The 26,943-nt window shown below is 57.2% G+C and carries 21 protein-coding genes; 9 read left to right on the top strand and 12 right to left on the bottom strand.

Translation table 11 applies throughout. The annotated features are described in order from the left end of the window. Positions 1 to 266: 266 nt before the first annotated feature. Complete coding sequence (locus tag ABIA40_RS24320; RefSeq protein WP_404543551.1) at positions 267 to 2,531, top strand: polysaccharide biosynthesis tyrosine autokinase; 2,265 nt, start codon at positions 267 to 269, stop codon at positions 2,529 to 2,531. Between the two features lie 13 nt (positions 2,532 to 2,544). Further along, entirely contained in the window at positions 2,545 to 3,288 is a 744-nt protein-coding gene (locus tag ABIA40_RS24315) for a hypothetical protein (protein WP_404543550.1), read from the top strand. Positions 3,289 to 3,812: 524 nt separating this feature from the next. Here ABIA40_RS24315 and ABIA40_RS24310 read toward each other — a convergent pair. Continuing rightward, entirely contained in the window at positions 3,813 to 4,925 is a 1,113-nt protein-coding gene (locus tag ABIA40_RS24310) for a hypothetical protein (RefSeq protein ID WP_404543548.1), read from the bottom strand. Between the two features lie 268 nt (positions 4,926 to 5,193). On the opposite strand from ABIA40_RS24310, the gene ABIA40_RS24305 reads away from it, so the two are divergent. Further along, on the top strand, positions 5,194 to 6,177 hold the full coding sequence (locus ABIA40_RS24305) for a hypothetical protein (protein ID WP_404543547.1): 984 nt from the start codon (positions 5,194 to 5,196) through the stop codon (positions 6,175 to 6,177). Here the strand turns inward: ABIA40_RS24305 and ABIA40_RS24300 are convergent. From ABIA40_RS24300 to ABIA40_RS24280, 5 genes are all read right to left on the bottom strand, one after another. After that, positions 6,130 to 7,272, bottom strand: a complete 1,143-nt coding sequence (locus ABIA40_RS24300; RefSeq protein WP_404543545.1) for a hypothetical protein — start codon at positions 7,270 to 7,272, stop codon at positions 6,130 to 6,132. The two genes, ABIA40_RS24305 and ABIA40_RS24300, sit on opposite strands and share 48 nt — an antisense overlap. Before the next feature lie 153 nt (positions 7,273 to 7,425). Further along, positions 7,426 to 8,346: a hypothetical protein gene (locus tag ABIA40_RS24295; RefSeq protein WP_404543544.1), complete on the bottom strand. Its 921-nt coding sequence runs from the start codon at positions 8,344 to 8,346 to the stop codon at positions 7,426 to 7,428. Between the two features lie 27 nt (positions 8,347 to 8,373). Next, positions 8,374 to 9,531 carry a glycosyltransferase family 4 protein gene (locus tag ABIA40_RS24290; protein WP_404543542.1) on the bottom strand — a complete coding sequence of 386 codons (1,158 nt, stop codon included), beginning with the start codon at positions 9,529 to 9,531 and terminating at the stop codon, positions 8,374 to 8,376. Between the two features lie 19 nt (positions 9,532 to 9,550). After that, on the bottom strand, positions 9,551 to 10,639 hold the full coding sequence (locus ABIA40_RS24285; protein ID WP_404543540.1) for a glycosyltransferase family 4 protein: 1,089 nt from the start codon (positions 10,637 to 10,639) through the stop codon (positions 9,551 to 9,553). A gap of 26 nt (positions 10,640 to 10,665) precedes the next feature. Further along, the gene (locus tag ABIA40_RS24280) at positions 10,666 to 12,162 is read right to left on the bottom strand and encodes an undecaprenyl-phosphate glucose phosphotransferase (RefSeq protein ID WP_404543539.1); all 1,497 of its coding nucleotides are present in this window, start codon (positions 12,160 to 12,162) and stop codon (positions 10,666 to 10,668) included. Between the two features lie 262 nt (positions 12,163 to 12,424). On the opposite strand from ABIA40_RS24280, the gene ABIA40_RS24275 reads away from it, so the two are divergent. The 4 genes from ABIA40_RS24275 to ABIA40_RS24260 all read left to right on the top strand — a co-directional run bounded on the left by ABIA40_RS24275 (position 12,425) and on the right by ABIA40_RS24260 (position 16,544). Then, positions 12,425 to 13,414, top strand: a complete 990-nt coding sequence (locus ABIA40_RS24275) for an ABC transporter substrate-binding protein (RefSeq protein ID WP_404543538.1) — start codon at positions 12,425 to 12,427, stop codon at positions 13,412 to 13,414. Between the two features lie 221 nt (positions 13,415 to 13,635). Next, positions 13,636 to 13,908 (top strand): hypothetical protein, encoded by a 273-nt coding sequence (locus ABIA40_RS24270; protein WP_271538522.1) that lies wholly within the window; start codon positions 13,636 to 13,638, stop codon positions 13,906 to 13,908. A gap of 292 nt (positions 13,909 to 14,200) precedes the next feature. Next, a complete protein-coding gene (locus tag ABIA40_RS24265) occupies positions 14,201 to 15,175 on the top strand; it encodes a GDP-L-fucose synthase family protein (protein ID WP_404543536.1) in 975 nt (324 codons plus the stop codon). Positions 15,176 to 15,362: 187 nt separating this feature from the next. After that, a complete protein-coding gene (locus ABIA40_RS24260; protein WP_404546343.1) occupies positions 15,363 to 16,544 on the top strand; it encodes a WcaI family glycosyltransferase in 1,182 nt (393 codons plus the stop codon). A 96-nt stretch (positions 16,545 to 16,640) separates the two neighbouring features. On the opposite strand, the gene gmd is transcribed toward ABIA40_RS24260, so the two are convergent. Further along, on the bottom strand, positions 16,641 to 17,732 hold the full coding sequence (gmd, locus tag ABIA40_RS24255; protein ID WP_370157928.1) for a GDP-mannose 4,6-dehydratase: 1,092 nt from the start codon (positions 17,730 to 17,732) through the stop codon (positions 16,641 to 16,643). Positions 17,733 to 17,953: 221 nt separating this feature from the next. On the opposite strand from gmd, the gene ABIA40_RS24250 reads away from it, so the two are divergent. Further along, a complete protein-coding gene (locus ABIA40_RS24250) occupies positions 17,954 to 18,073 on the top strand; it encodes a sugar phosphate nucleotidyltransferase (RefSeq protein ID WP_370157927.1) in 120 nt (39 codons plus the stop codon). Positions 18,074 to 18,221: 148 nt separating this feature from the next. After that, positions 18,222 to 19,550, top strand: coding sequence for an NAD(P)-binding protein (locus tag ABIA40_RS24245; protein ID WP_404543534.1), 1,329 nt, complete (start codon positions 18,222 to 18,224; stop codon positions 19,548 to 19,550). Between the two features lie 512 nt (positions 19,551 to 20,062). Here the strand turns inward: ABIA40_RS24245 and ABIA40_RS24240 are convergent. The 5 genes from ABIA40_RS24240 to ABIA40_RS24220 form a co-directional block, all read right to left on the bottom strand. Beyond that, the gene (locus ABIA40_RS24240) at positions 20,063 to 20,755 is read right to left on the bottom strand and encodes a sugar transferase (protein ID WP_370157925.1); all 693 of its coding nucleotides are present in this window, start codon (positions 20,753 to 20,755) and stop codon (positions 20,063 to 20,065) included. 226 nt (positions 20,756 to 20,981) lie between these two features. Beyond that, on the bottom strand, positions 20,982 to 23,201 hold the full coding sequence (locus tag ABIA40_RS24235) for an AAA family ATPase (RefSeq protein WP_370157924.1): 2,220 nt from the start codon (positions 23,199 to 23,201) through the stop codon (positions 20,982 to 20,984). 153 nt (positions 23,202 to 23,354) lie between these two features. Continuing rightward, entirely contained in the window at positions 23,355 to 24,512 is a 1,158-nt protein-coding gene (locus ABIA40_RS24230) for a glycosyltransferase (RefSeq protein WP_225147014.1), read from the bottom strand. 72 nt (positions 24,513 to 24,584) lie between these two features. Next, the gene (locus ABIA40_RS24225) at positions 24,585 to 25,460 is read right to left on the bottom strand and encodes a glycoside hydrolase family 16 protein (protein ID WP_370157923.1); all 876 of its coding nucleotides are present in this window, start codon (positions 25,458 to 25,460) and stop codon (positions 24,585 to 24,587) included. A 37-nt stretch (positions 25,461 to 25,497) separates the two neighbouring features. Continuing rightward, the gene (locus tag ABIA40_RS24220; RefSeq protein WP_370157922.1) at positions 25,498 to 26,919 is read right to left on the bottom strand and encodes a lipopolysaccharide biosynthesis protein; all 1,422 of its coding nucleotides are present in this window, start codon (positions 26,917 to 26,919) and stop codon (positions 25,498 to 25,500) included. Positions 26,920 to 26,943 lie beyond the last annotated feature (24 nt).

Below are 26,943 nucleotides of genomic sequence, written 5' to 3'. Positions count from 1 at the left end.
CGGCAGACATTGTTGCGAAAGTCCAGCAGAGCGGCGCCATCGAGCGCCGCTTTCGCGTTGGTGGCGTTAACGCTCACGCGAATTGTAGTGTCAAAGTCGCGCTGCCCTGCATCAACAGCGTTCAACTTCAGATGACCTTGTGCTACCTTAATATATAGCGACGGAGCAGAGGGGCTTGCTTCCGAAGGCGGGAGGCAATTGCCAGGCCTCCACACAAACCTCCATCCCTAAAAAGCAGATCGCGGATTGATTTCAGGAATCGATAAATGTTGCAGGTGAACAAGCCGACCTCGGAGATCAACCGTGATTTCCCCGAGGCCGACGGCTCCCCGTCGCAGACGCTGACCTCCTATCTCGACATCATCCGCCGCCAGTTCCCGACCATGGTCGCGATCGTCTCGGCCTGCGTGATCCTGGCGCTGCTCTATCTCTTCACCGCCGCGCCGCTGTTCACCTCCACCGCCTCGATGGTGATCGACACGCGCAAGGTGCAGCTGTTCCAGCAGCAATCCGTTCTCGGCGACATCGCGATCGATTCTCCGACCGTGGAGACCCAGGTCGAGATCCTCAAATCCGAGAACATCAGCCTCGCAGTGATCCGCGATCTGCGGCTGATCGATGATCCCGAATTTACCGGCGGCGGTGGCGGCTTGCTCGGCACTGTGATTGGCGCTGTCTCTGGCCTGTTCTCTGATCGCCATCCTCCGTCCGAGTTTGAGCAGACTCGCAAGGCTCTCGAGCGCTTCGAGAAGAGCCGCACCATCAAGCGCCTCGGTCTCACTTATGTCATGGAGATCGGATTCACCTCGAAGGACCCCGCAAAGGCAGCGAAGATCGCCAACGCCATCGCGGACGCCTACATCGTCGATTCGCTTGAGGCGAAGTACCAGGCCACGCGCCGCGCCAGCGTCTGGCTGCAGGACCGCATCAAGGAGCTGCGCACCCAGGCTTCTGCCGCGCAGAAGGCAGTGGTTGATTTTAAGACCGCCAACAACATCGTCGATACCGGTGGCCGGTTGATGAACGAGCAGCAACTCGCAGAAGTGAACAGCCAGCTCATCATGGCGCATGCGGCCACCGCTGAGGCCAAGGCGCGGCTCGACCGCATGAACGACATCCTCAAGCAGGACATACCGGACGCCAATGTCGCCGACGCGCTGAAGAACGACACTATTGTCAAGCTGCGCGCGCAGTATGTCGACATGGCTTCCAAGGAGTCGATCTGGGCAATGAAATACGGCGCGGATCATCTCGCCGCCGTTAACCTCCGCCGGCAGATGGCGGAGATCAAGAAGAACATCACGGACGAGCTCAAGCGCATCCAGGAATCCTACAAGAGCGACTACGACATCGCCGTGACCCGCGAGGAGGCGATCAAGTCGAGCCTTGCCAACGTGGTCTCGGAATCCCAGCTGACCAACCAGGCGCAGGTGGCGCTGCGCGAGCTTGAGAGCAATGCGCAGAGCTATCAAGCGATGTATGATAATTTCCTCCAACGTTACATGGAAAGTGTGCAGCAGCAGTCTTTCCCGATCACCGAGGCGCGTGTGATTAGCGCGGCGACGCCGCCGCTAAAAAAGAGCTACCCAAAAACGATGATCATCTTGGCAGCGAGTATATTCGGCGGCCTGATCTTAGCCTTGGGCGCAGCGCTGGCGCGGGAGCTCACGGATAAGGTGTTCCGCACCACTGGCCAAGTCGAGGAAGTGCTGGGGGCGAACTGCATCGCCATTCTACCGGCGCTTGGCGCTGCCGCCACGCCGGGACTCGGCGAGCAGATGCTGGGCGGCAAAGGCGTTGGAAAGGGCAATCCGCAGCCGGACCTCTTGCGCTACGTTGTCGACAATCCACTGTCACGCTTCTCCGAAGCCGTGCGCTCGGTGAAGGTGGCGGTGGACCTCAACGCGATCGTACGCGAGAACCGCGTACTGGCAACGACTTCGACCCTGCCTAACGAGGGCAAGAGCACGCTATCAACCAACCTCGCTCAGCTGATCGCGCATGGCGGCGCGCGAGTGATCTTGGTCGATGCCGATTTGCGCAACCCCTCACTATCACGTGCTCTGGTGCCGAATGCAAAGATCGGCTTGGTCGACGTCGTTGCGCAAAAAGTTCAGCTGGAAGACGCTCTAGTGATCGACCCCAGTACGAAGCTCTCGATCCTGCCGGCCGGGAGCACCTCGAAGCTGCTGCACACCAACGAGATACTGGCCTCAAAGGCGATGCACGCGCTTGTCGCTCTGCTGCGCGGGAAATTCGACTACGTGGTGCTGGACATGCCTCCGATGGCGCCGGTCGTGGACGTGCGTGTCACGTCGAGCTTCGTCGATTCCTACGTGTTCGTGATCGAGTGGGGGCGGACCAAGATCGATGTCGTCAGGCACAATCTACGCGGCTCGCCGGAGATTCAGGATAAGCTGCTGGGTGTCGTACTGAACAAGGCAGACACAAAGTTGCTCGCCCGTTACGAGTCTTATCACGGGCGTTACTACTATCAGAAATATTACGCCCGCTACGGGTATGTGGAATAGTGCTCGACTTAACGTGCCGGCTTTGCTGCGCGGCCTTTGGCTGTCGCTTGGTCTTGCTGGCATAATTTGGTCTGTCGCCTTGCTGCCGGCGTTTTGGTCGGGAGCCACGGCAAAGGCCGTCGTGGCACGCATCCTTGCCAATGATCGTTTCAAGAGGGGCACGCTGAGTGAGGTTTTGGCGTCGATGCAGGCCACGCCGGGACCCGCAATGTGGCGTACCGATCTGGTGCGGGCGGAGGCCCTTCTTCGGCTACGGATCGCAGATGAAATGGTAGGACGAAAAAGTTCGGAGGATGCCGATCTTGATGCGACCGCCGCGGAAGACAGGCTGAAGTCGTCTCTAGCGCTCAATCCGACCGATTCTTTACTGTGGTCAGTGCTTTTTTCCCTCAATATCTCAGGCGGCGGCTTCGATGCTCGAGCGGTTGGCTTTCTCGACCAATCCTACGCAACCGGACCGTTTGAAGGGGGGATTGCGCTTCGGCGGAACCGGCTCGCGCTAGCCGCCTTTCCGGTGCTCCCTGACTCCATACGCAATAGGACAGTCGCAGAATTTCGAAGCATGGTCGACAGTGAGTTCACGGAAGACGCTGCGCTCAACCTGATGGGGGCGGGTTGGACTCATAAAGAACGCCTTTTGGCCAGCCTCGAAGGTGTTGATGCCGTTCCGCGCGAGGCTCTTGCCAAGAGATTGATGCGCGACGGAGTGATGATTAAGATTCCGGGTGTTCGTTTAGATGAGAGGTTCTTCCGGTGATCAAAAGTGCTTGGAGGCGGCGACCCGCTAGAGCCTGCGCGCTCAGCCTATTTGTTGTGGTGCAGCAGCCTGTGGTTGCGTTCGCTCAAGCCAGCAATTCCGGTCAAGCTAAGTTCACGATGCAGGGGGGCGCCGAGCAGTCGAATTCATTGCCAATCCGCGATGCTCTCAATCGGCCCTGCCTGGATGTAGAGGCAATGTCACGAGCTCACGTAGTTAATCCCGATGTCAAGGACCACATAGTGAGCGTCAAGAACAAATGCGCTCGAGCCATCAAGGTCAAGCTTTGCTATTTCCAGACGGATCGCTGCAAGGAGTTTAACATTCACGCGTACGAACGCGTGGACAGCATCCTTGGCACAATGACCAAGGTGACGAGCTTCAGATATTCGTTGGTTCAAAAATAGAGACCAATACGTGACGACCTTACGTTCGAAGGCTTGCATTCGATAGGAGCTAACATTGCGATGTGCAATGTAGTTTTATCGTGGCATGCTCTCGATGCTAGACAATGATATGACAGTCTAGCTCCGGATCGTTGCGGTCCTATCCTTCTTCCATATCTGCCACGGCTCGGAGAGCAGAAAGATTGGAAGCCAAACTGATCTGCGAAAGAATGCGGGACCGCTGAAATAAAAGAGAACAAATATGGCAAGGCCCAATAGAGCAATAATCCGCTCGTTCTTCTCTTTCCTAAGGGCCGCCGAAACAAAATAGAAAATGAAAAGTAGCTGGCTGGCCGCTCCAAGAAGGCCAAAATGATACCAGCTTGCCAATAGCCCGTTATGGATGTCTAGCTTGCTGATCAGGGCGCCAGGATCATAACCTGACCCCAAAGAGAAGCTGGAGGCACTGGCGAAAATTGCGTCAATCGCGTCTGCCATCTGCGATGTGCGGCTATTCAGTGTTCCGTATTCAAGTCCGGTCTGAAACAATTCAGAGACACGGGCAGCGAGGAATGTATCAGAAAAGAACTCCGAAGCGATAAAGCCAATTCCTGGAACTAAGACTGCCATAATTACAATTGAAGAAAATTTCAGAGATCCCCGAGCGACTAGGAGCGCCAGGACGCAGCCGATGCTGCAGATGACGCCTGTTAGGGATGCGGATATCGTTTCTGAATATGCGATAATGACTAGACAGGCGCCGTTTAGATAGATCCTGCGCTTCCGAAGTAGAAGTGAGGTGGCGAACAAGCACCCGTAAGCGGCGATTTGACCTGCCTCGACGGGATGCTCCGCCAGTCCTGTCGGACGCGTCCAAAACTCAAGACGTTCGCTCGGGAGCAAGTTTAGAAACAAACCAAATTTCCCCTGCGCAATACAAACGACCCCTGTTATTGCACTCGATATAGCCAAGGTCTGTGTGATAGCTTCAAAACTGAGCCCTTCGACACGGCCGATCGTCAAGCTAAACGTGATCATCAGAAACGCGCCAGCTGCAAGAAGCGAAGAGCGAAGCAAATGGTCGTTTGTATCGTATGCGACGCTTGCGGATGCTAGTGTCGCGAGGATAAAGAGTGCCAAAGCGAATAGTGGCAGTCCGTGCCGTGCTATTAAATCGCGATTGCTTTTCAGCAGAACGAAGGGCGCCGCCAGCAGACAATAACCCGCCGCGACGACGTCGAAGCTCGTCAACGTTCCAATTCGAAGGTTCGAAAAAAAGGAAAGACCTAGGACGGCGAGCGATATCCACTGCCAACTCTTCCCAAGTGATCGCAACATCACGTTGGCCGGACCTAATGGGGCGCGACTCTGCAACTGCGAAGACCCGGAAATTGGCATGGTTGTTACGTGAGCTTCGATAAATGGTTGCTGAGGATTCTGGTGCTGCCGGAGAATAGTCTGGGTAGTCCTGCCCACCTAAAGAAGTTAGCGTAATATTCGACTCTAGCCTAGGATGCGTATGCTTCGTAAGATCAAGAAACATGCTTGGTTAATCGTGATGCAGTTCTCAGCGGTTTTATTGTTGCTGAGCGGGCTGTTGCCGTCGGCGGGATTGGCCAAGGATAAGGCTCCACCGGCCGCCCTAATGGAACAGTTTCTGCTGAATACGTTTTCCTCGGATGCAGACTTCAGTGTAGCAACTGTAGATCAATCTCTTACATTCGCGAGCGGGTTCAAGTGGTACAACTCGAACATCGTGAAACAGCGGCCGCAAGAGCCGAATTACAATAAGTTCAACCCCGATGGCTCAATCACAACTTTTAGCCCGGCTTACGGTCTAGGAATAGTATCGGCAGCAAACATCGCACAGGATCCTGGTTTCGTTGGTGTAGCATTTGGCGGAGGCGGCTACTTTGAAGCCGAGCTAAAGTTTGACCCAGCCACGCTTGATCTCAAGGAGGGACAATGGCCGGCTTTCTGGACAGTCTCGCTAGAGAGTTCTGCAGCTCTGCCAGGGCAGCAGTGGAAGGGGCAGCCTCCTGGATATAACCATACGGTCGAGTTCGATATCTTCGAGTACCTTTATTCCCGTACCAAGGCACCCAACGTCTATGGAGCCTCTGGCCACGACTTTTTCGGCATCTACGGCGTCACCTGCCCACCTGCCAGATGTAAGGCTGACTCGATCGCAAACGAAAGAGTGGCGCCTATCGGTACGCGCTGGAACGAGTTTCACAAATTTGGGATGCTTTGGGTGCCGGCTTCGGATGATCGTCAAGGAAAGGTAGTATTCTATTTCGATGATCAGCCAATTGGGTCTCAAATCACTTGGGAAAAGTTTGTTGATCAGTCGCCGCCTGTTATCAACTCTAGCAAGTGGAAACTTGGTGTGGTCGACAGGCAACACCTGATCCTGATTTTGGGTTCAAGCAAGTCTTCGCCAATTACAGTTCGTTCAGTCAACGTCTGGCAGGCAACGGATCGATTCAATATGCGAAACTAGGCTCGATCGCCGTGCAGATTGATCGAAGAAAATTACCGCGATTAGAGGAATGCTCGTTGCCAAACAAAAGACGTCTAGGACGTGGATAGGAGCTAGGGACAGCTTGCTGCTGAGTGCCAGAAGCGCGGCGAAGCAGACAGCGAGAAAAATTCGGAAGGACAGCCCGCGGGCTTCGTCAACTGAATAGACTAGCTGAATGTAGATCTTTTGTGCAATGATCGCACCGAAGAACATCGCTACGCAGGCTAGTGTGAAGGTGGATACGCGGGGCACATCGGGAAAGAAGTATTCCACGTAAAGATTACTGCCAAGCAGGAAGCAGATTCCAACGAAACTGCCATATAGCAACGCAATGATAGCTATCAGATTAAAGGCCTTCCGTCGCGAACTTGCATTCCATTCGGCCCAACGAAGAGTAACGAAGCTCGTCAAGGGTAGCAAGATAAGGAGAACTGGGGCAAGTAGCGTCTGGAAAGCCCGCATCAGGGTTCCGTACCACGCTGCAGCGTCGGTCGCTCCAAACGCACCCAGAGCATAGAGACTTGCGTTAAGTGCAGAAAACACAGCGCCGTCAGCCAAGGTGACGTAGGTCGCAGCTCTGAAGTTCGGAACTAAGTTTCCGGGGCTTCGCAAACGCAGTTCAGGCTTCTCCCAGCACAGGCCCAAAAGCGTTAGAGCGCTTGCTAGGATATATGGGAAGTTGAGGACTAACGCCGAGAAAATCACAGCTGAGGTTGGCAAGCCTGAGAAGGCTACGTACCCAAATATCGCTGTCTGTGTGATCGTTTGCAAGATCGCGGTGACGTAGTGCTGATTATAAGCAGCCCGAAGGTTGTCGAAGGTATTTGTAAACGCCGCAACAATCGGAATGAGCGCGACAACGACAAGTGTGGGTGTGCTCGCCGTTTGGCTCGCTATCAAAGCAACGACCGCGCCGGCCACAAGCGTACACAGTGCGGCAAGCCAGATCGTATCGCTGAACGCACCAGCTTGCCCTAGAGCATTCTGAGTCGAGTACGCGAAGCTGAGGCGACGCCTCCCTACGGTATTGATGCCGCCGAAGAACAACGTGAAGGTTGAGCCCAGCGCAAGCATCGAGAGGAATTCTCCATACGCGCTTGGCCCCAAGCTTCGGCTTATGAGCGGCAAGATGATGAGGAGACCCAAGACAGACGGTAGCTTCGCCACCATGTTGAAACCGATGGAAGCGAGCAATCGAACTTTGTCGGCGCTAAGTCTCATCCGAGTTTATTGATCGACGAAAATGGGAGATGGTGAGTTTTCCGAGCCTACGGGTACATAGGACACCGGAATGTCGCTCGCGCACATTTCTTTGGCTAGATCGGTCTTCGCGATCCAAACGGAAGGCATGTTGCCAAAGAAAGCCGCCCAACGAGAGAACGTGGAATTCGATCCTACCAGAATCGAAGCCGATGATAGCGTGAGTATGTCACCAATGTCTGAGGTCGTTGGCGGAAGCTCTGCACCCAATGCCAACAGGTCCTGAAGCTCGTCAGGACGTCCGTCTGAGACCACCAGAATTCGTTTGTTTGGATAGTCATTCTTCAGCCTTTTCAGGACGCCGACGTACCACGAGATGGGTATGCGTCTATTCGAAACACCGCGATTCAACTCAGCTACGTCCATCGCCGGAGGAAAATCGCCGCCCAGACGAACGTGACAACCTATGTAGTCGGACCGCCCCCAAGAGAAGTCGGCTGGGAGAGGATCTCGGATCATCTCCAAGAGCCTCTTGCGGATATCGTCTCGGTAATCATTCAAGCCGCAGAACGTAAAGCGCTTGGACGAAACTAAATTTAGTCCTGTAGACGAAACTTGAGAAGCGCCAGCTTCATCTATGGAAACCAAGTTCGCCTTCATGCCCAGCTTAGCCAGGGCTACCAATTTCTCTACGCCCGCAATCTCATCTCCTGCGACCCGGAATAGTCCAATGTAAAAACGTTTGCGGGACTCGCGGCGTAGAATTGGCCCAATCTTAAAGGAAGGCCATGCGGGATGGATCATTCGTCCGCCATGCTTTTGGCTGAGCACATAGGTGTGGAAATAATTGAAGAAGCTATTGCCCAAGCCGACGCCAGAGAGACGCAGGAACGCTAGGTCCCGAACGCCGCCCAAGCAAGGATAGAATAGTGATTGATTGTGCACCATGAATTCCTGTTCGATTGCCGAGCGCCGCTAGTTAGCGCCAGAACTTGCCGCGTTATATATTGTCTTGCATCCATCAAGAATGGATCTCGCGGCGTTGTCGGGGCTGAAAGGCGCGATCTGGTTAAGGCAAGCTCGCGCAGTAGCGGCGATATCCGAGAAACTGTTCGGAACAGCAATCATCTTCTCAGCGAGTTGGTTAACTTCTCCCCATTCGAAGGAGAAGCCAGTTTTTCTGTCAGCAATGAGTTCAGGGACGCATCCGCAACGGTAGCTCACAACGACTGGACAGCCGAAGCTCATAGCTTCGTTCACCACCAATCCCCAAGGTTCGCTATAGCTTGGTAGAACAAGGCAACTCGCCTTGCAGTATTCATCGAAAAGATCAGAGTCGAACTTCGGTCCCGCAAAAGTGACGCCGTGCTGAATTCCAAGTTGGGCAACAAGATTGCGCAGTTCCTGCTCAGCTGGTCCTTTGCCCACAAGATTGAGCTGTGCTCCGGGAATCGATGCCGCTACTTGCTTGAAGGCGAGGAGCAAATGGTCAAGAGATTTTTCCGGCGACAGACGTCCAACGTAAAGATATCTCGGAGGTGCATTCCGAGGAGCTTTTTCGATCCGCCGTTCGAAGGCCGTTTCCGCGGAGTAATCTTTCGGCAGAGCCGCTGCCTGACATCGGACAAAGCTCTTACTGCTCGGAACGCCGTAGTAGCTCACATACTCCATGGCGCGAACGCCATAGCAGAAGATTCCGTCCGCCCAATTGAAGATGATGCGCTTGGCGACTCCCTTCCAAAAACTTTGGGGTTGATCGTAGAGGGTAGAGTCGCAAAATAGCGCGAACGGCCGTCGCTTGAGGCTCAGAATGAGAGCCTGAAGCCATACGACGGGTCTCTCATATCCTGCGAGGACCACGATGTCGGCTGGGTCCCTCCAAGTCAGCAAACCTGCTCTCCATAGTAACTTGAGAGCAGGAATCTCTGACGATGCTCCTTTGAACAGCAGCTTGAAGGGGTATTGATGCCAGCTTTGATCGATCGGAGACAGTCCGGCGCGATTAGCGTCCGTCTCCGCGATCTGATAGAAATTAACGGCGATGTTCTCAGCCTGGGCCTGGCGGTGAATCGAAGAAAAGACGACCGCCTTGTAACGAGACCACATGATGTTGTGCCAGATCGCAATCTTCATGAAATGAAAAACTCTGCGGCTACGAAATTGAAGGAAGTGCCGAAAGAGCCGCTCGCGCCTTCGTTCTTTCCGCAATATGCATATCAGTCATTTGACGAGCTATGGAAGCCCGAGGTGCCATACTTTCCCGGCTCGCCCCAAGATTGCGTACCGAAGCGAGGGCTGCGGGCAGGAACGGTTCGCTTGGCGGTATGATGATCCCGTTCCTTCCGACTTGCGAGGCAACACAGCCCCGCTCGTACGCGATCACGACGTTGCCGGCCGCCAGGGCTTCGTAGAGCACCGTGGGCTGAGCCTCGTTGGCATAGATGGTCGGAAACACGAACACGTCGATCGACTCGTAAAATCGGTTTTTTTCATCACCATAGAGCGGCCCAGCGTATTGCAATCGATCGCCGAGCTCTTTCTGCGCAGCCTCAAGAGCGCGTCTGTCGTCCGGCTTGCGCACAGGACCGGCTAGCGTTCCATGTATGTTTAACCCATGGTCGCGTGCAGCGCGCAACAGATCGAGGAAGAGATAGAGCCCTTTTTCGCGATTAAGGTTGCTCAGGAGTCCTATTCTGAGAGATTCGCTAGTCGGGAAAGAGGCTCGGCTAGCGTGAGGAGACACGAACGCGGCGTTCGAAACCACCAGGGAGCGTTCCGGTTTCCAATAGGTTTGGCCGAAGCACGTTCGCATGTGATCGCAAAGGAAGATGTGGACGACTTCTGAGCCGCCCGCTCGGAGGGTCGCTACCATCAACGGGCGCCGTTCATTGATGTATCCGAAATTGTGGTGGTGAAGGTAGGTCGGATAGCCGAACAGCCTGGCGACGGCCAAAAGATACAGTGTGTAAACGAGTCCGAAATCGCTCTGGCACGGCATGTAACAGGCGCGGTTTCCGCGCCATGAATTGAGCACCAAATGCAGCGAGGCGCGCAGAACGATTGCTGTCCTCGACAGGTGGTAAGCCAAGCCCCGCTTCGACACCCTCGGTGAGATATTCAGAACCTTCACGTCGTGATCTTCAGCGAGAAGCTTGACGTATTCCGACGTGATGTAGGCGAGCCCGTCTGTTGGCGGTGGAATCTGTCCGATCGCCACGATGAAACGTCGATTGGGGTTCATACGAGCGCAGTCGCCTGAAGTGCGAATCAGTAAGCCGCGGTATCAAGCACGCCGAAGGCGGTTCGCATGATGATCTTGATATCCAGCCCCAAGCTCCAATTATTGATGTACCACAGATCATACTCCACGCGCTTCTGCATCAGGTCGAGCGTGCGGGTTTCTCCGCGATAACCATTAACCTGGGCCCAGCCGGTGATGCCGGGCTTGACGTGGTGGCGGAAGGCGTAGTTGCCGATGATCTGCTCATATTCGGTGTTGTGGGCGGCCGCGTGCGGGCGGGGGCCGACCAGCGACATGTCGCCCTTGAGCACGTTGAGGAGCTGCGGCAGCTCGTCGATCGAGGTCTTGCGCAGCCATTTGCCGATTGGCGTGACGCGCGGGTCGTTCTTCTGCGCCTGCTGAATCGTCGGGCCGTCCTCGAGCACGCGCATGGTGCGGAACTTGAAGATCCTGAACGCGCGCCCGCCGAAGCCGTGGCGGGTCTGGCGGAAGAACACCGGCCCCGGCGAGGTCAGCTTGATCAGGAGCGCGGTCACCAGCATCACCGGCGCGAACACGAACAGCGCAAGGCTGGCGCCGGCAAGGTCCAGCGCGCGCTTGAGCGCGCGTTCGCGCCAGGTGAGCGGGGCGCGGCGCAGCTCGGCGGTGAAGGTGTTGCCGGTGCCGACCAGCGGATAGCGCAGGAAGCGCGCGGTGTTGGGGTCCGGCACCAGATGCACGGGGAGGGGGAGGATCTTCAGCACGTCCAGAATGCTGTCGATCGCATGCTGCCGGCTCCAGTTGATCAGCAGGAAGACGTGCTCGATCCGCTGCTCGCGGGCGTAATTGATCAGCTCCTCGAAGCGCGGCGCCAGCGAGGACAGCAGCAGCGGCGAAGCCAGCTCCTTGGCCGGGATCTCCATCACGCGCATCAGGCGGTAGCCGTGCTGGCCGAGGTCCTCGACCGTGTTGGACGAGGTGGCAAGGCCGAACTCGGCGATCAGAAGCGCCCGTCCATTGGCGAAGGCGCCCGTGCGCAAGGCATGCGCGGTCCAGCGCGCCGCAGCGGTCTTCCAGGCCAGCAGGGCGACGAGGCCGACCAGGTAGAACGAGATCGTGGTGCCGCGCGAGAACTCGTCGCTGACCTTCATCGTGAAGGCGATCGCCAGCAGCGCGCCGAACAGGCCGGTCCACGTCGCCAGCGTCATCCGGAACGTGCGGGGCAGGTGGGTGACCGTCTTGAGGCGATAGCCCTGCTGCACGATGGTCAGCAGGACGAAGTTGATCGCCACCAGCACGCTCGCGGCCGCATAGACATCCGCCTTGCCGAGCGTGCCCACGGTGACGACGTGATACCCGACCGCGCAACCGATGCCGCTGACCACGATCAGCGCCGCATCCACCACCGCCAGCAGCCGTTCGACCACCACAGGTCGCAACCAGCTCGGCGCAAACCCTGTAGGTGTCGACGCGACCGGCTCGACCACGCGAATTTCCGCCGCAGAATCAGCGACGGGCACCGGCCGAGTGGAAAGAATTGTCATCCTGCCAAATCCATTGACGCAAAATTCATTAGCCCGAACAAGCCGTGCTATCGGGCAAAATCGCTGTTAGAACAAGGCGAAGGAAAAATTAACCTTACCCCACAAGCGTGCATTGTAGCTCATCCCGCCTCGACTGATATGTTAAATTTCACAACCCGTTAGGAAGTCCTCGTTGCCTCGCACCCAGTCCCGGCGGCGGACCCGGCCGAGAGGGAAGCGCTACCTCGCCATTGGCCTTGCGGCCGTCGCTTTGGTGGGACTTGTGCTTCTCCTTCTGCGCCCCGATGCGGCGCCGATCCGAGCTCCAACAGCGTCCAGGCCCGTCGCCATCAAGCTCCTCCTTGATGGGCCGTATGGCGCGCGGTTTGCCGGGGAGCTCGCCGCATCGAGGCAGGGATATTTCTCCTCCCGCATCGAGGTGTCGGCGCAGCCCGGTCCCGACTTCGTCCAAACCATTGCACGCCAACATGCCATCGGCGTGACGAGCGGCCAGAACTTCCTGCTGGCGAGCTGGCGCGGCGTCCCCGTGACTGCGTTTGCTGCAAGCTTCCTCGACACCTCTGTCGCGATCTTCACGCTCGAAAGCTCCGCCTTGCGGCGGCCGGCCGATCTGGTCGGAAAGCGGGTCGGATACCGCAGGGCGAGTGAAGGAGACGTCGTCTTCGATGCCATGATGGCGCAGCTCGGGCTGCCCCGCAGCCAGATCACCAAGGTCCCTGACCGCGACAGCTTCGAAGCGCTGAGGGCCGGGGAGGTGGATGCGATCATCGCCGCCATCGACGAGCAGCCGGATCCCACCAGCTCGACCTTCGTGAAGCTGAACGTCATCAAACCGCAAGACTATGGTATCCATGTTCCTGGCCTAGTCTACTTCGCGAGCAATACTCTCGTCCATGAACAGCCATCTATGATTGCCGACGTGCTTCAGGGCCTCATTCGAGGATGGCAATTCACCTACGCGGACTATGCACGGAGCGTGCCCGTTCTTACGGGTACCGGACCGGCTGGCCTGAACCCTGAGCGGCTGAAGTTCGAGCTGCAGCAGCAGCGCCCGCTGGTGCTGCCGACGGGCGGCCGCATCGGCGATTACGACGAAAGCCGCTGGCGGACGCTTCGGGATATCCTTCTCTTCGCCAAGCTGGGCGAGGAAGACGTGCCTTTGGCTCAAACGGTCAGCTACCAGTTCTTGCGGGATGTGTACCGCCGTTCACCCGACCTCGCGGCTCCAGGCGCGTGGAGCCAGGACAAATAGGACCAAAAAATAGGACCAAGAAGCCACACTTGCGCGCTATATCGTCCCAAAAGGCCCTCGGCCGCCCCGGCATCGGTTGCATTTCCGTCGGTGGCCTTGGTAAAGTTCGGTTCACTATTTGGGCTAGTTGCGGAGTGGCTTTACGGACCGTGACGTTGGTCGGCTGGGGTCTGGCAAGCGCGGGTCGGGGTTCAAATCCGCAGGGGCGAGGAGCTTTTTAGATGTTCAAGACGTTGATGCGAGCAGGTCTTTTGACTGCAACCGTTACCTTCTGCGCAGCGAGCGGAGCGAGCGCCGCAATGCAGATGCCCGCGCCGGCTGCCCTGCTCACAGGCGGGAGCCAGGTGACGCCCGTTACGTTCTGGGCCCAGCCGTATCCCTACCGGTATGTGCCGCGGCGCCACTGTCCGTTGGTGCGGGTCGAGACGCCCTATGGCTGGTACATGGATCGCGTTTGCGCGCCGGTCGGTCCGGTCCTGCGTCGGGCGTACTGAGATCGAAATAAACCGAGCGGCGGCTGCCGCCTGTCACCGATCGTTTTCAAGGCAGTCGCACAAATGATGCGGCTGCCTTGCTCGTTTTTGTTTCATTGTGTGCTGATCATTTGTGCGCGCAGCGCAGGTTCACCATGAATATCTTTGTCGGGCCGGGGCAGGCTGTCGCATGGTGAAGATTGTGTTAGCAGTTCGGCGGGGCTGCATCTGCAGCGTGATTGCGTAAAGCGACCGGTCGCCGGATCTCGCCAGGTGGTGCGATCCAGCCAAACCGATGCTGATAGAGGGTACGATGACAGGGGCTTTAACCTACGATCTCACGGCCAAACGTGTCTTCGTCGCGGGTCACCGCGGCATGGTGGGATCAGCTGTCGTTCGCCGGCTTGCATCGGAGAATTGCACCGTGCTCACGGCTGATCGGCGCGAGCTGGATCTGACGAAGGAAGAACCCACGCTCAAATGGCTCGAGGCCAATCGCCCGGACGTCGTGGTTCATGCCGCTGCAAAGGTCGGCGGTATCGCAGCCAACAACAATTTCCCGGTCGACTTTCTCTGCGACAACCTTGCGCTGGAATTGAGCGTGATCCGGGCAAGTCACGCGGTTGGTGTGCGGCGCCTGCTGTTCCTCGGCTCGTCCTGCATCTATCCAAAGCACGCCAAGCAGCCGATCGCTGAAAGCGAATTGTTGACAGGACCGCTCGAGCCGACCAACGAATGGTATGCGATCGCCAAGATTGCCGGCCTCAAGATGTGCCAGGCGTATCGTCGGCAATATGGCGACGATTTCATCTCGGTGATGCCGACCAATCTCTACGGCCGCGGCGACAATTATCATCCGGACCATAGTCATGTGCCGGCCGCATTGATCCGACGTTTCCACGAAGCCAAGCTCGCCAATGCACCCAGCGTTTCCGTGTGGGGCACCGGCACGCCGCTGCGCGAATTCCTCAATGTCGATGATTTTGCGGATGCCTGCGTTTTCCTTCTGAAGAACTATTCGAGTGACCAGCCGATCAATGTCGGCACGGGCGACGAATTGTCGATTGCCGAATTCGCGACCACAGTCGCGGAGGTGGTGGGCTACGGGGGCAAGCTCGCGTTCGATGCATCCAAGCCTGACGGGACACCACGCAAGCTGCTGGATAGCTCGAGAATCCGAGTACTTGGTTGGCAGCCGAAAGTTGCCTTGCGGACTGGCCTTGCAGCCGCCTACGCAGATTATCTTCATGGCTACGGGCGTCATCTGGAAGTCGGCGCAACGCGCTGAGTAGACTAGTTAGATTGCTAGAGATTTTTTCATTCTGAAGTTTGAATTGGGGCGAACTTTATGCGTGTTCTCTTGGTCGGCATCAATTATGCCCCCGATCTGATCGGTGTGGCGAAATACAACGCCGAGCTCTGCGACAGTCTGGTCGCCGAAGGCCATGAAGTCAGAGTGATTACGGCGCCTCCCTATTACCCCGCCTGGAAAATCCCTCCCTGCATTCAATTCCTCGTACTTCAGACCGAGAGATGTTGACGGAGTTCGAGTAACGCGTACGCCGATTTATGTGCCCGGACATCCCTCTGGCGTCAAACGGCTAGTCCATCACGCTTCATTCGCGCTCACGAGCTCGGCCCCGGTGCTTCTTGAGGCGCTATCCTGGCGGCCCGACGTCATGATCGCTGTCGCACCTTCGCTGATGTCGGCAGCCTTCGTCTCGTTCGTCGCTCGTCGCGTCGGCGCCAAATCATGGCTTCACGTGCAGGATTTCGAGGTGGATGCGGCGTTCGATCTTGGTTTGCTGCGCAATCCTTCTCTGCGAAAATGGATGCTTCGAATCGAAGCGGCGATCCTCAAATCGTTCGACAACGTTTCAACCATCTCTCAAGCGATGGTAGAGCGGTTGAGGATCAAGGGATTGCGGCCCGACAAAACCGCGGAAGTGAGAAACTGGATCGACACGACTGCGATCTGCCCGGGGCCTCGAGCGACCAAATACCGTCAACAACTGAACCTGGCTGAGAGCGATATCGTTGGACTTTATTCCGGCACGATGTCCAACAAGCAAGGCCTTGAACTCGTGATCGAGGCCGCGATTGGCCTGGAGCGAAGTCATCCACATATCCACTTCATCCTTGCAGGCGAAGGGCCTCACAAGATGAGGCTCGAGCAGCTTGCAGCCGGACATCGCAATATCCACTTTCTCGGGCTTCAGCCCAATGACAGCTTCAATCAATTGATGGCCACGGCCGATTTCCATCTGATTCCGCAGAAGGCCGAGGCCGCCGATCTCGTGTTGCCGTCGAAGCTCGGCGCGATCTTCGCATCCGCTCGGCCGGTCATTGCGATGGCCGAAGAAGGCACCGGCCTCGCGGCGGAAGTCACGAATGCGGGCCTCGTGATTCCGCCAGGAGATTCGTCGGCTCTCGAGCTTGCAATCTGCCAGCTCAGCGACGCGCCCGCCCTGCGTGAGCATTACGGCGAAGAAGGAAGAAAGCGAGCTCTTGATCGCTGGGATCGACGCACGATCGTGCGCCGGTGGTCGGAGGCCATGACAGGGCAGGGCAATGCGACAGGGCAGACGAGTGCCAGCCCGGCGGGCGCTGCCAACGATATTGGGCTTCCTGTGGGCGATGCCGTTCGGTCGCCCTGAGGCATTCGACAGAGTTGGATACGGTCCGAAAAGAATGAGCGCCGCAATGGGCGCTCATTTGCTTGCTTGAGTTGCTTGATAGCCGATCTATGAGAACTACTCGTGGCGCGGATAATATCTAAACCCGTGCTGCTTGATGAGCTCGTCGCGCTTTGCGGACCCGAGATCTTCCTTCATCATTTCTCGAACCAGGCTTTCGAACGACGTCTTAGGCTCCCAGCCAAGTTTCTGCTTGGCCTTTGACGGATCACCAAGAAGCGTCGCAACCTCAGTTGGGCGGAAATAGCGGGGATCGACCGAAACGACGCACTTGCCGGTCTTGGCGTCATATCCCTTTTCTTCGACGCCGCTTCCTTCCCAGCGGACCGTCATGCCGACTTCGTTTGCTGCGACATCGACAAACTCTCGGACCGAATGTTGCACGCCAGTAGCAATCACGAAATCCTCGGGCTTGTCCTGCTGCAGCATCAGCCATTGCATCTCGACGTAATCCCGCGCGTGTCCCCAGTCGCGCAAGGCATCCAGATTACCCAGATAAAGCCTTTCCTGCAGCCCCAAATGGATGCGCGCCAAAGCACGCGTGATCTTTCGGGTCACGAAGGTCTCGCCGCGGACCGGAGATTCGTGGTTGAAGAGGATGCCGTTGCAGGCATACATCCCGTAGGCTTCGCGGTAGTTGACCGTAATCCAGTAGGCATACAGCTTGGCGACCGCGTATGGTGAACGCGGATAGAACGGCGTGGTCTCCTTCTGCGGAATCTCCTGGACCAATCCGTAAAGCTCGGATGTTGACGCTTGATAGAAGCGCGCCTTCCTCTCCAAGCCGGTAATACGCATGGCCTCGAGGATGCGCAGGGTGCCGAGGCCGTCGGAGTTCGCCGTGTATTCCGGCTCTTCGAACGAAACGGCAACGTGGCTCTGCGCCGCAAGATTATATATTTCGTCTGGCTGCACTTGGCCAACGATGCGGATCAGGCTCGAAGAATCGGTCAGATCGCCGTAGTGAAGCCGGAAGGGCGGGTCGGGCTCGTGCGGGTCGAGATAAAGATGATCAATGCGGTCTGTATTGAAGAGGGAGGTCCGGCGCTTGATGCCGTGAACCTCGTATCCCTTCTGCAGAAGAAGTTCGGCCAAATAGGCGCCGTCCTGCCCGGTGACGCCGGTAATAAGTGCTCGTTTCTTTGTCATAATAATCTCTAGGTTCAGTAGGCCGTTCGTACTCGAAAACGAAGAGAATAGGGAGATGGGCTGGGTCAAAAAAGCAAGCTTAGATTAACAGCGTTGAGGTCTGCGCAATAGGCAACAGAGTCCTGCTAAGGCTATTTCGAATTTGTATTCCCAACAGAGAAATTCTGGCTTTATGAATGCTGTACGATTTGTGAACTGAATTGGGCCTGGAGCTTCAGATTTTGGACAAACGCATAATCCCCCTGATCATGTGCGGCGGTGCCGGCACGCAGCTGTGGCCCGCCTCGCGCGAGGTTCGGCCCAAGCAGTTCCCCTGCACAAACCTAAGTCAGCTTCTCTGAGAATCTTTGTCTCGAAAACCGCGCGAGCTGCGCTTGCGCGGAGCAGGCGGCACCAGGAGCTTCTGCTCGCAGCATCTAATTTGCTGGTCGCGCTTTCAGAAATGCGCTTCAATAATCCAATACATACCGGGTCACTGGATGGTCGCTGATGACGAACAGCCTTGACGAGGCGCGGTACGATGCAGTGGTCTTGGGCGCTGGAATCAGCGGCCTTGTGGCGACATCGATCTTGCTGCGCGACGGCGCGAGGAACGTCCTTGTCGTCGACGAGTACGCCTGGAGCGGTGGAAACCACATCGATTGCAAGTTCGGCGACTACACCTTCGATGTCGGCAGCTACATCTTTCAGGACGATTCGCCGTTATTGGCGCACTTTCCCGAGTTGTTACCGCTCTATATTCAAATCTACCCGTCGTGGGGGCGTCTCACTCCGCAAGGCGGAGTAAGTCACTATCCGCTATCCATCAAGGACGATCTGCTTTCAGCCGGTCCGTTGGAATGGCTTTGGATGGTGAGCTCGATCATCTTTGCCCGAACCTTCCGCCGCAGGATCCGAAGTGCCAAGGACTTTGCAACCTTTTGGATTGGAAGGCGATTACTGGAGCGCACAGGGCTCGGCTATTATTTGAGCCGGTTCTACGGATTTCCTGCCGATCAGGTCGACGTCAAGTTTGCAGAGAAAAGGATGCTTTGGATTAAGGAGCATGCGACGCTGCGAAACCTTGTTGGGCGGGCCTTTCGTCGTGCCCCCAATGTGGCTCCCAATCAACAACTCGTTCGACCGCGGGAGGGCTTCGGAGTCCTGTATCGCAAGGCAATGGAGCGGCTCGAAGGTCAAGGCGCAGGCTTTGTGCTGGGGACCAAGATAGCTCGCGTTCAAAGGCAGAACGGCGAGTTTTCGATCGTCCTGGCGAACGACCGTGCGATCGTCGGCCGTCGCCTGGTCTCGACCATTCCCCTAGCACGCATCCAAGATCTCTGCGGGCTGCAAACGCATCGAGAGCTGAAAACTGTGACGTTGCTGACGTTGTTCTATAGCTTTTCCGGTGAGAGAGGCTTCAAGCAACCGATCCTGTACAATTTTTCAAGCGAAGGGGCGTGGAAGCGCCTCACGATTCATTCCGATTTTTACGGCAGGTGCCACGGCCGAGAATTCTTCTCCGTCGAAGTCAATGCTGAGCACGTGGCGCACGACATTAGTACGGCAGATAGCGACTTTAGAACTCACACCTGCGACAACAGACTGTTTTTGGGCGACCTTCGGCTTGAGGGCGCGCATATGCTTGACAATGCCTACCCGATCTACACCGACCAGGCCGACGAACACGCGGCAAGCACGGTGGCCGCACTGCGCAAGTTAGGCATCGAATCGATTGGACGGCAAGGCAGATTTGACTATCAACCGACCGCTCGCGACTCCACCTTAAAAGCCGAAGCGGCGCTTTGTTCGGATCAGCCTCGGTCAGACCTGGTCTAGATCAGATGCGAGCGCGCCCTCGACTTCATCAGGTAGATTGCAACACTTTGTACAGGGCCTGTTGAAGACGCGGTCAACGGGTGTTCGGGCAACAAAGGAGCCTTCGAAGCGGAAATTGGGCGTCACTCAGTGGCGGTCGAGCAGGGTGGGGGTGCGGGCGGCGGGCTCATGCGCCATCTTCCTGACCGCGCCAATGAGGCCGCGCAAGCGACCGCAGTTCGTGCAAAAAACTGGCGTGTCATCGAGGGCTCCGTCAGCACACTGAAACGTAACCGCCAGGGTCGCGCAGTTCGAGCAAACGGATTCGAAAGCTGTGGCCTGGGTCGAGCTCGCTCTCATCATCATCCCTCAATGGTTCGATCGATCTCGCAACTCGAGAGTGTCGCAACGGCTTAAAGTCGGATCCCAATCGAGCGGTGATCAAATCTTCGGTTCAAATGGTTTTCTGTGCGCGCAGAGGGTATCAGGCCTCCTGTCTTCAGAGATGTCCGGTGGGGGCGGCGAGTCGACCTTCAATATGCTGCATCCTCGAATAGAGCCGGGATGGTAGCCAGCATGATCTTGCTGTCGAGTACCATGGACCAATTGCGCGCGTAGAATGCATCGCAGGCAACGCGCCGGCGGTAAGTGGTTGTACTGCGACCGCTCACTTGCCAAAGGCCGGTAATTCCAGGACGGCAGGCGAGGTAGGCGTCGACCTTGTACGCGTACCGCGCCAGTTCTTCTTCGGTGACCGGCCGAGGTCCGACGATGCTCATGTCACCGCGAATGACATTGAACAACTGAGGCAATTCGTCGAGGCTGGAGCGACGCAGCGCTGCGCCCAACAGCGTGACGCGAGGGTCTGCGCGTAACTTGCGAGTGGCCTTCCACTCGGCTGCGGCCGCAGGATCCGACTCCAACAACCGTTGCAGCCGCTCCGCTGCGTCAGGGGCCATGGTACGGAACTTCAGACAGTCGAAGGTCTGACCATTAAAGCCAACCCGTCTATGACGAAACAGCACCGGTCCTGGCGAGAACAAAATCAAGGCCGAGCAACAGAGCAACAGCAAAGGAGAAAGCAGCAGAATGCCAAAAGCTGCCAATACAAGATCAACCGATCTCTTTACGCCTGTACCCACGGGACGCGGTGCCACGTGGGCGGGAGAACGTCTCTTTGCGGAAATGAAAGGCAACTCGCCGCGTGTATCGACCACATTGGCCATTGCGGGAACTCCATAAAACAAAACCTAAAATGCCTTCGAGCTCGGTCCCCTCTTTTCTTGCGGTCTCATCGCCCCCCAATGCGAGCAGATTAAATTCTGACGGCGGTGCAAAATTAATACAAGTTTAAAGTTTCGGCAGAGCCAGCGGATTTTTTCAGCGTAGTATCAATTGAGCTCGTGATGACTTTGCGATTTGAAAAGGCGGAAGCAGCGCCTCTACCTTCCTTCAGTTTTGGTAATAGGAATAGCGCCGATCGGAATAACCCTCAAAGCGACGCATAAACGCTTCGTCGGTTTTGTTGAGGACGGTGCCAAGCAATCGCTCCGAAACAAGCGGCGATGACTGGATTGCCTTGAGGACCTCGTTGGTGGACGTGCCCCATTCAACCACCATCACAAAAGCGTCAAACAGGCTTGCGACCGCTCTGACGTCAGCGATGGGCAAGATCGGCGGCAAATCGCAAATGATGTAGTCGTAGTCCTCGCGAGCTCGCTCCAGTCCCAGCCTGACCGGTGACGCACAAAGCACATCCGAGCTGTTCGAGGGCGGTGCCCCGGATGGCGAGGGGACGACATCGAAGTTGAAATTCAGGTCGTTGATGATCACGTCTTTGAGACGCAACCGATCGACCACCATCCGTTGCAGCCCCAACCGGCGCTCGTAGCCAAGCATTTTTGATAAGGCCGGTTTACGCAGATCGGAATCAATCAGAAGCGTGCGGGCTCCGCTTTTCGCGAGGAATGCGGCGAGCGCCGCGGTGGCGGTTGTCTTCCCTTCACCGGGAAGGGCCGACGTAATGCCGATCACTTTTGGCTTGGCCGGATGCAGGTCGATGGCGACCTTGATGTAACGCAACGCCTCGGCCGTAGCTGAAAAAGGAGCGGCTTTGTTGATCTGCTGGAAGGCGCTGGCGTGACCGCCGCGCCATCGCGTCCGCAGCTTTGAAACAGCTGGGAAAGCGGCGAGGCAGGGCGTGCTCAACAGCTTCTCGAGCTGGTCACGTGTGTGGACCCTCCGGTACATGAATTGCTCTCGGGCTATTGCTGCGAGCGTGCCCAGGCCGAGCCCGCACATCGCTGCGAAAGCCAAGGCGATGGCGAGCTTGGGCGAGCTTGGCTTTGTAGGTGCCGACGCTTCCGTCACCACGCGGGCCTCGGTCGACGGAAACGACTGCTGTTGCACCGACTGGGTGAATCGAGACAGGAAGGCCTCGTAGATGCCACGATAGGTGTTTGCACCCGTTTCCAGCTCCCGCAGGTGAACCTGAGCTTGCCGCGTCGCCCCGGATTGCTGGAAGATCTCGATCATTCGCGTATCGATCGCCTCCTCCTGCGACTTCGCAATCTGGAGTTCGCTCTTATAGCTCTCCGCGATACGAGAGATTTCATCCCACATCGACCGTTGCAGCGCTGCCATTTCGGATCGCAGATTCCTGGCGGCCTCATGCTCGGCCCCATAGCGCGCGCTCCATTCGGCTTGCTTGTTTTGGTTCTCCAGGTATTTCTGACGTAGCTTGGTAATCACCGGACTGTTGAGCGCATCCGTGACAACCGGATCTGGGATCGTGAAGTTCTCCTTCTCAGGTCGTTGTTCGAGAATACGTTGTATGCGCTCGAGCTTGGCGCGAGCTTGGCTGGTGTCGGCGCGAGCTTTGGCCAGTGCGACGCCGAGCTGATCGAGCTCAACCTCGCTCGCCAATTTGCCTTCGACGCCAATGATGATGCCGTTTTCGGCCTTGAAGTCCTGCACGGCTTTGTAGGCATTGCTGGCCTGCTGACGGAGTTCGCTGATCCGCTGTTCCAGCCAAACGCTAGCGCGTCGGGTAGCCTCGTACTTTGCCTGCAGCCGGTATTCGATATAGGCATCGGCGAAAGCATTGGCGATCCGTGCAGCCTTGTCCGGGTCAAGCGAAGTATAGGCGATCTGCTCGACGTAGCTGCGGCCCAAACGGGTGACGCGCAGATTGTCCTTGAGAACGCCAAGCGCGCGTCGCTCCAGCTCGGCAGACGAAGGCCTTTCTTCGGACGGTTTCGTTAGCCGTAACCATCGGGCCAAGCGGCTTGTGATTGCATTGCCCGAGGCGACGAACTCTGGATCATCCGTGAGATGCAACTTGTTTATGACCGCTTTGCCGACCTTTTCGGACCTAGTGGTCTCGATCTCACTCTCCACAACAGCGTCGTCTACGCCTTGATGTTCCTGGGCATTCTCACTTCGTGGCGAAGTAATTCCCTTGGTATCAACGAACATGTCGGCCTGCGCCGTGAACTTGCGAGGCGCCATCCCGACGTAGAGCGAGCCAAGCGCCAACGAGGCGGCCGTCATGAAGGCAATAAGACGCCATTCGCGACGTAAGAAGTCGCGTAGCAGAAGCAGAGATCTTGCCTGATCAGGGGCGGCTTCTGTCGCCGTCGCGTAGGGCCGAAATTCGCCGGCGATGTTCATTCCACGCCCTCAACTCAACTCGTTTTATGAACGCGTACAGTCCAAAAGGAGCGGCTCGCATCTGCTCGCGCAAACAAGAATTGGCATTTAAACAAAAAGCAGTATCGCCCATTAAATTGATGTTACAGAGCCCAAATGCCGTGCAGGCTGTGCTCAAGAAACAGTCAATTGAGAGTTGAGCTCATGTCGAGCGCTTCCTTGCTTTGCTGTCTCCGATCTGGCGCGTTGGGCGAAAAGGAAATCGATATGCGAACGCATTTTGCGGATGAATGGCTCGCGGCCAAACTGCTGGGCGTGAGCAACGATAGCCTCGGGCTCAAAGGTCATTCGCTCGAATCGGGCAATGCTATTGCTGATGGCATCAATGGTCTGCTCGTCGAAGAAGAGACCAGTCAGGTCGTTTGCGACTGTTTCGGTAGCGCCCCCCCGCCCGAAAGCGATCACCGGACGTCCGCTCGCCATGGCCTCTACCGGGACCATGCCGAAGTCTTCTTCTCCCGGGAAGATGAGCGCGCGACAGCGCGCGTAATGGTGCTTGAGTGCCTCGAACGGCTGCGGTCCGAGCACGGAAACGGTCGGGCCGGCGAGGCGGCGAATCTCGGATAACATCTCGCCGCCGCCGATGACCACCAGCTTCAGTTTCAATTCGTTAAACGCGCGTACCGCAAGGTCGGGCCGCTTGTAGGACACGAGTTCGCCGGCCATCAGATAGTAGTCGCCGAGTTCGGAGGAGGGGCACGGCGAGAATGCTGCAGTATCCACTGGAGGATGAATCACGTTGGCGTCGAGTCCGTAGTAGCGGCGGATGCGGCCGGCGACGGTTGCGGAATTGGCAACGAAGCTATCGACCCGTGCGGCGGAAGCGACATCCCACAGTCTTAGATAGTGCGCAAGCGAGGGCATGGCCAGGCGCGCGAGCGAACCGGCGCTGGCTCGGTAATCGTGAAACATATTCCAGATGTAGCGCATGGGTGTGTGGCAATAGCAGACGTGGAGGGCGTGAGGAGGAGCAATGACGCCTTTTGCCGGTCCGGATTCGCTGCTGAGAATCAGATCATAGTCGCGCAAATCTAGCTGCTCCAGAGCGAGCGGCATGAGCGGGAGATAGGTCTTGTACATGCGTGGAGCGCGCGGTAGCCGATTGATAAAGGTCGAAACAACGCGGTGTTTGCGAATAGTTTCGGAGACCATTTCTGGAACATAGACGTGCGTATAGATGTCCGCCTCGGGATACATCTCGCAAAGAGCTTCGAGGACTTTCTCGCCCCCGCGCATCCCCACAAGCCAATAGTGAATGATCGCGACTTTCATGCAGTCAGCCCTTCGCGAATTGATCAAAGATGTGCTGTGATTGCGCATTGGGATCGAGCGGACATCTATGCTTCAGCGTGGTAGGACTTCAGGGGCAGGCGGACAGCCTTCGGCCGGACCAGGCCCGCGCCCGTACACGTGGACATAGTCGACCAACAGCGTGGAAGGATTGGGTGTCTGATCGATCGGCCAACCACCGCCGAGGGCCAGGTTCACGAGAGGGTAGAGCGGACCGTCGAGTTCAGGTGGAGTTGGTTGGCTCCACACCGGGGTTCTGTCGAAGAAGAACACAATGGCCTGCGGCGAGATATCTACGCCGAAAGTGTGGAAGTCTTGCACAAGCGCATCGTTCGGTACCGTGACCTTCTGCCCCTCGCCCCGGGTCTTCTGCGGTTGTTGCTTGTACCAGATGTGCGTGGCGGCCTGATAAGCGGATGTGAACTGCCCATAATATTCGATGACATCAAGTTCGACGTTTCCTTCCGTCACCGTGGCGGGCTTCAGAGCGGCAAGCCAGAATGCGGGCCACGTTCCCGGACCGGGCGGCATCTTCATACGTGCTTCGAAATAGCCGTACCGGGTTCCGGTCCCGGCGCCGGAAGCATCGGCTGCCGCCAGAAGACCCGACGTCCACTTGCCGTTCCGATCCTTTGAAGCGGTGATGGTGAGAACTCCGTCTTCCACCTTGAATGGCCCCCTCGGTCCCGGATTGGCAAATGCCGCGTCGCCGAAATCGCCCGACCAAGGGGTGTGTGCGGTCCAACGGGCAGCGCCCAGGCGGGTCGCTGAGACACTGAGGTCGTTGAAGTCTTCAAGCAAGACGGGATGAAGTTCACAGGATGCAGGCTGCTCAGCTGCGATCGCAGAACTGAGTGAAATCCCGACCGTGAGCACGACCGACGTGGCTGCCCAGGTCGGGCGTTTTGTTGCATGCCCCTTCTCGGTCATCTCGCTCTCCTTGATCCTGCATCGTGCACTTCGACCATCACACCGCACCTGCGCGGCTGCTGACCCGAACACCAAAGCCATACAGCGCGCCGACATACACACTGGCGCCGAACAGAGAGATCACTCCCAGTTCAAAAAAGGCAGCCAGCTGGATTTCAGGCAGCTTGTATCGCAGGCCCATCACCAGAAGGGTCATCACCGCAGATGCGGCGGCGACTGGCCATAGATTGGCCGCCTCCGACGCGACGCTTGTTCCGACCAGTTGCCGGGCTCCCATCAAGGAGAGAACGAACATGATGAACGAAACCGCGGCTCGTGCCGCGACCACGCCTGCAATCGAATAGAAGTAGAAGCCAAAACACATCAGAACGATCTTGGCGCACAGCTCGACCAGGGTGAGGCGAAACACCAGATGGGTTCGATTGGTGGCCAGCGCCAACGAATGCAGGGGCTGATAGAACGCGCTGAGGACGGTCGACAATGCGAGCCACCGCAAGTAGAGTCCAGACTCGCCCCACTGGGGCCCCAGCAAGACCTCGGCGATCAAGTCCGCGGTCAACGACATTCCGATGCAAGCCGGCGCGGCAAGTGACATCGTGAGCCGGGACGCCTTCGAATAGGCATGACGGAGCCGGTCCTGGTTCTGGTTGATCTGCGACAGTGCGGCCATGAGAGGCTGCATCGCCGGGCCGATCAGGCTCTGGGTTGGCATCACCGATAGATCGCTCGCGATGGTGTATTGACCCAATGTGGCCTTGCTCGAGGAATAGCCGAGTAGGATTCGATCAAACTGCCAGCTCAGCGCGATGATGATCTGAGCGCCGCTCAGCCAACCCAGAAAAGCCGAGAACTCCCGAAACTTCGACAGCGAGAGGTTTGGTCTGTAAGGGGCCAACAGGTACGACATCGATGTGGCGGCCAAGGAAGCTGCGATGCCGCTGGCGACGATGGCCCAGTACCCAGCGCCAAGTTTGACTGCTGTCGCTGCAATGATTGCTGCGGCAAGTTTGCCAAAGATTTCGGCAACAAAGACTGGCCTGAAAGCCAGGCTGCGGGTGTGCTCGACCATTCCAGGGCTATACAGGCTGCGAGCCAAGGGTCCGATGGCGCTCACGATGATCAAGCTGGCCAAGCGGGAATCCTGGTAAATCTGAGCAAAGGGCCACGCCACGAGCAAAAGCACCAATGTCAAGGCGATGCCTCTGAGAGCGCTCAAGGTGAAGGCAGTGTCCAAGTGCGACTTCGTTACGCTTGGCAAGCGCGTCAGAGCCTGCAGCGTTGGTACCTCGAGCACCATGTCCGCGATGATCGTTACGGTAGCGGCGAGGGCGGTGAGGCCGAAATCAGCGGGCGTCAGGATGCGTGCGAGGACCAGAAGCGTGACGAAATCGATAGCCCGGGCTGTTAGCCTGGACGACACAGTCCAAGCGGCGCCCAAGAGGGTTTTGCGGGCAAGCACGACTCAATGCCTGCACGTTGCGAC

This window comes from Bradyrhizobium sp. USDA 223, from assembly GCF_044909005.1.
GTDB classification, from domain to species: Bacteria; Pseudomonadota; Alphaproteobacteria; order Rhizobiales; family Xanthobacteraceae; genus Bradyrhizobium; species Bradyrhizobium yuanmingense.
Note: the sequence above shows the minus strand (reverse complement) of the source record. Positions and strands in the feature narration are given on the sequence as shown.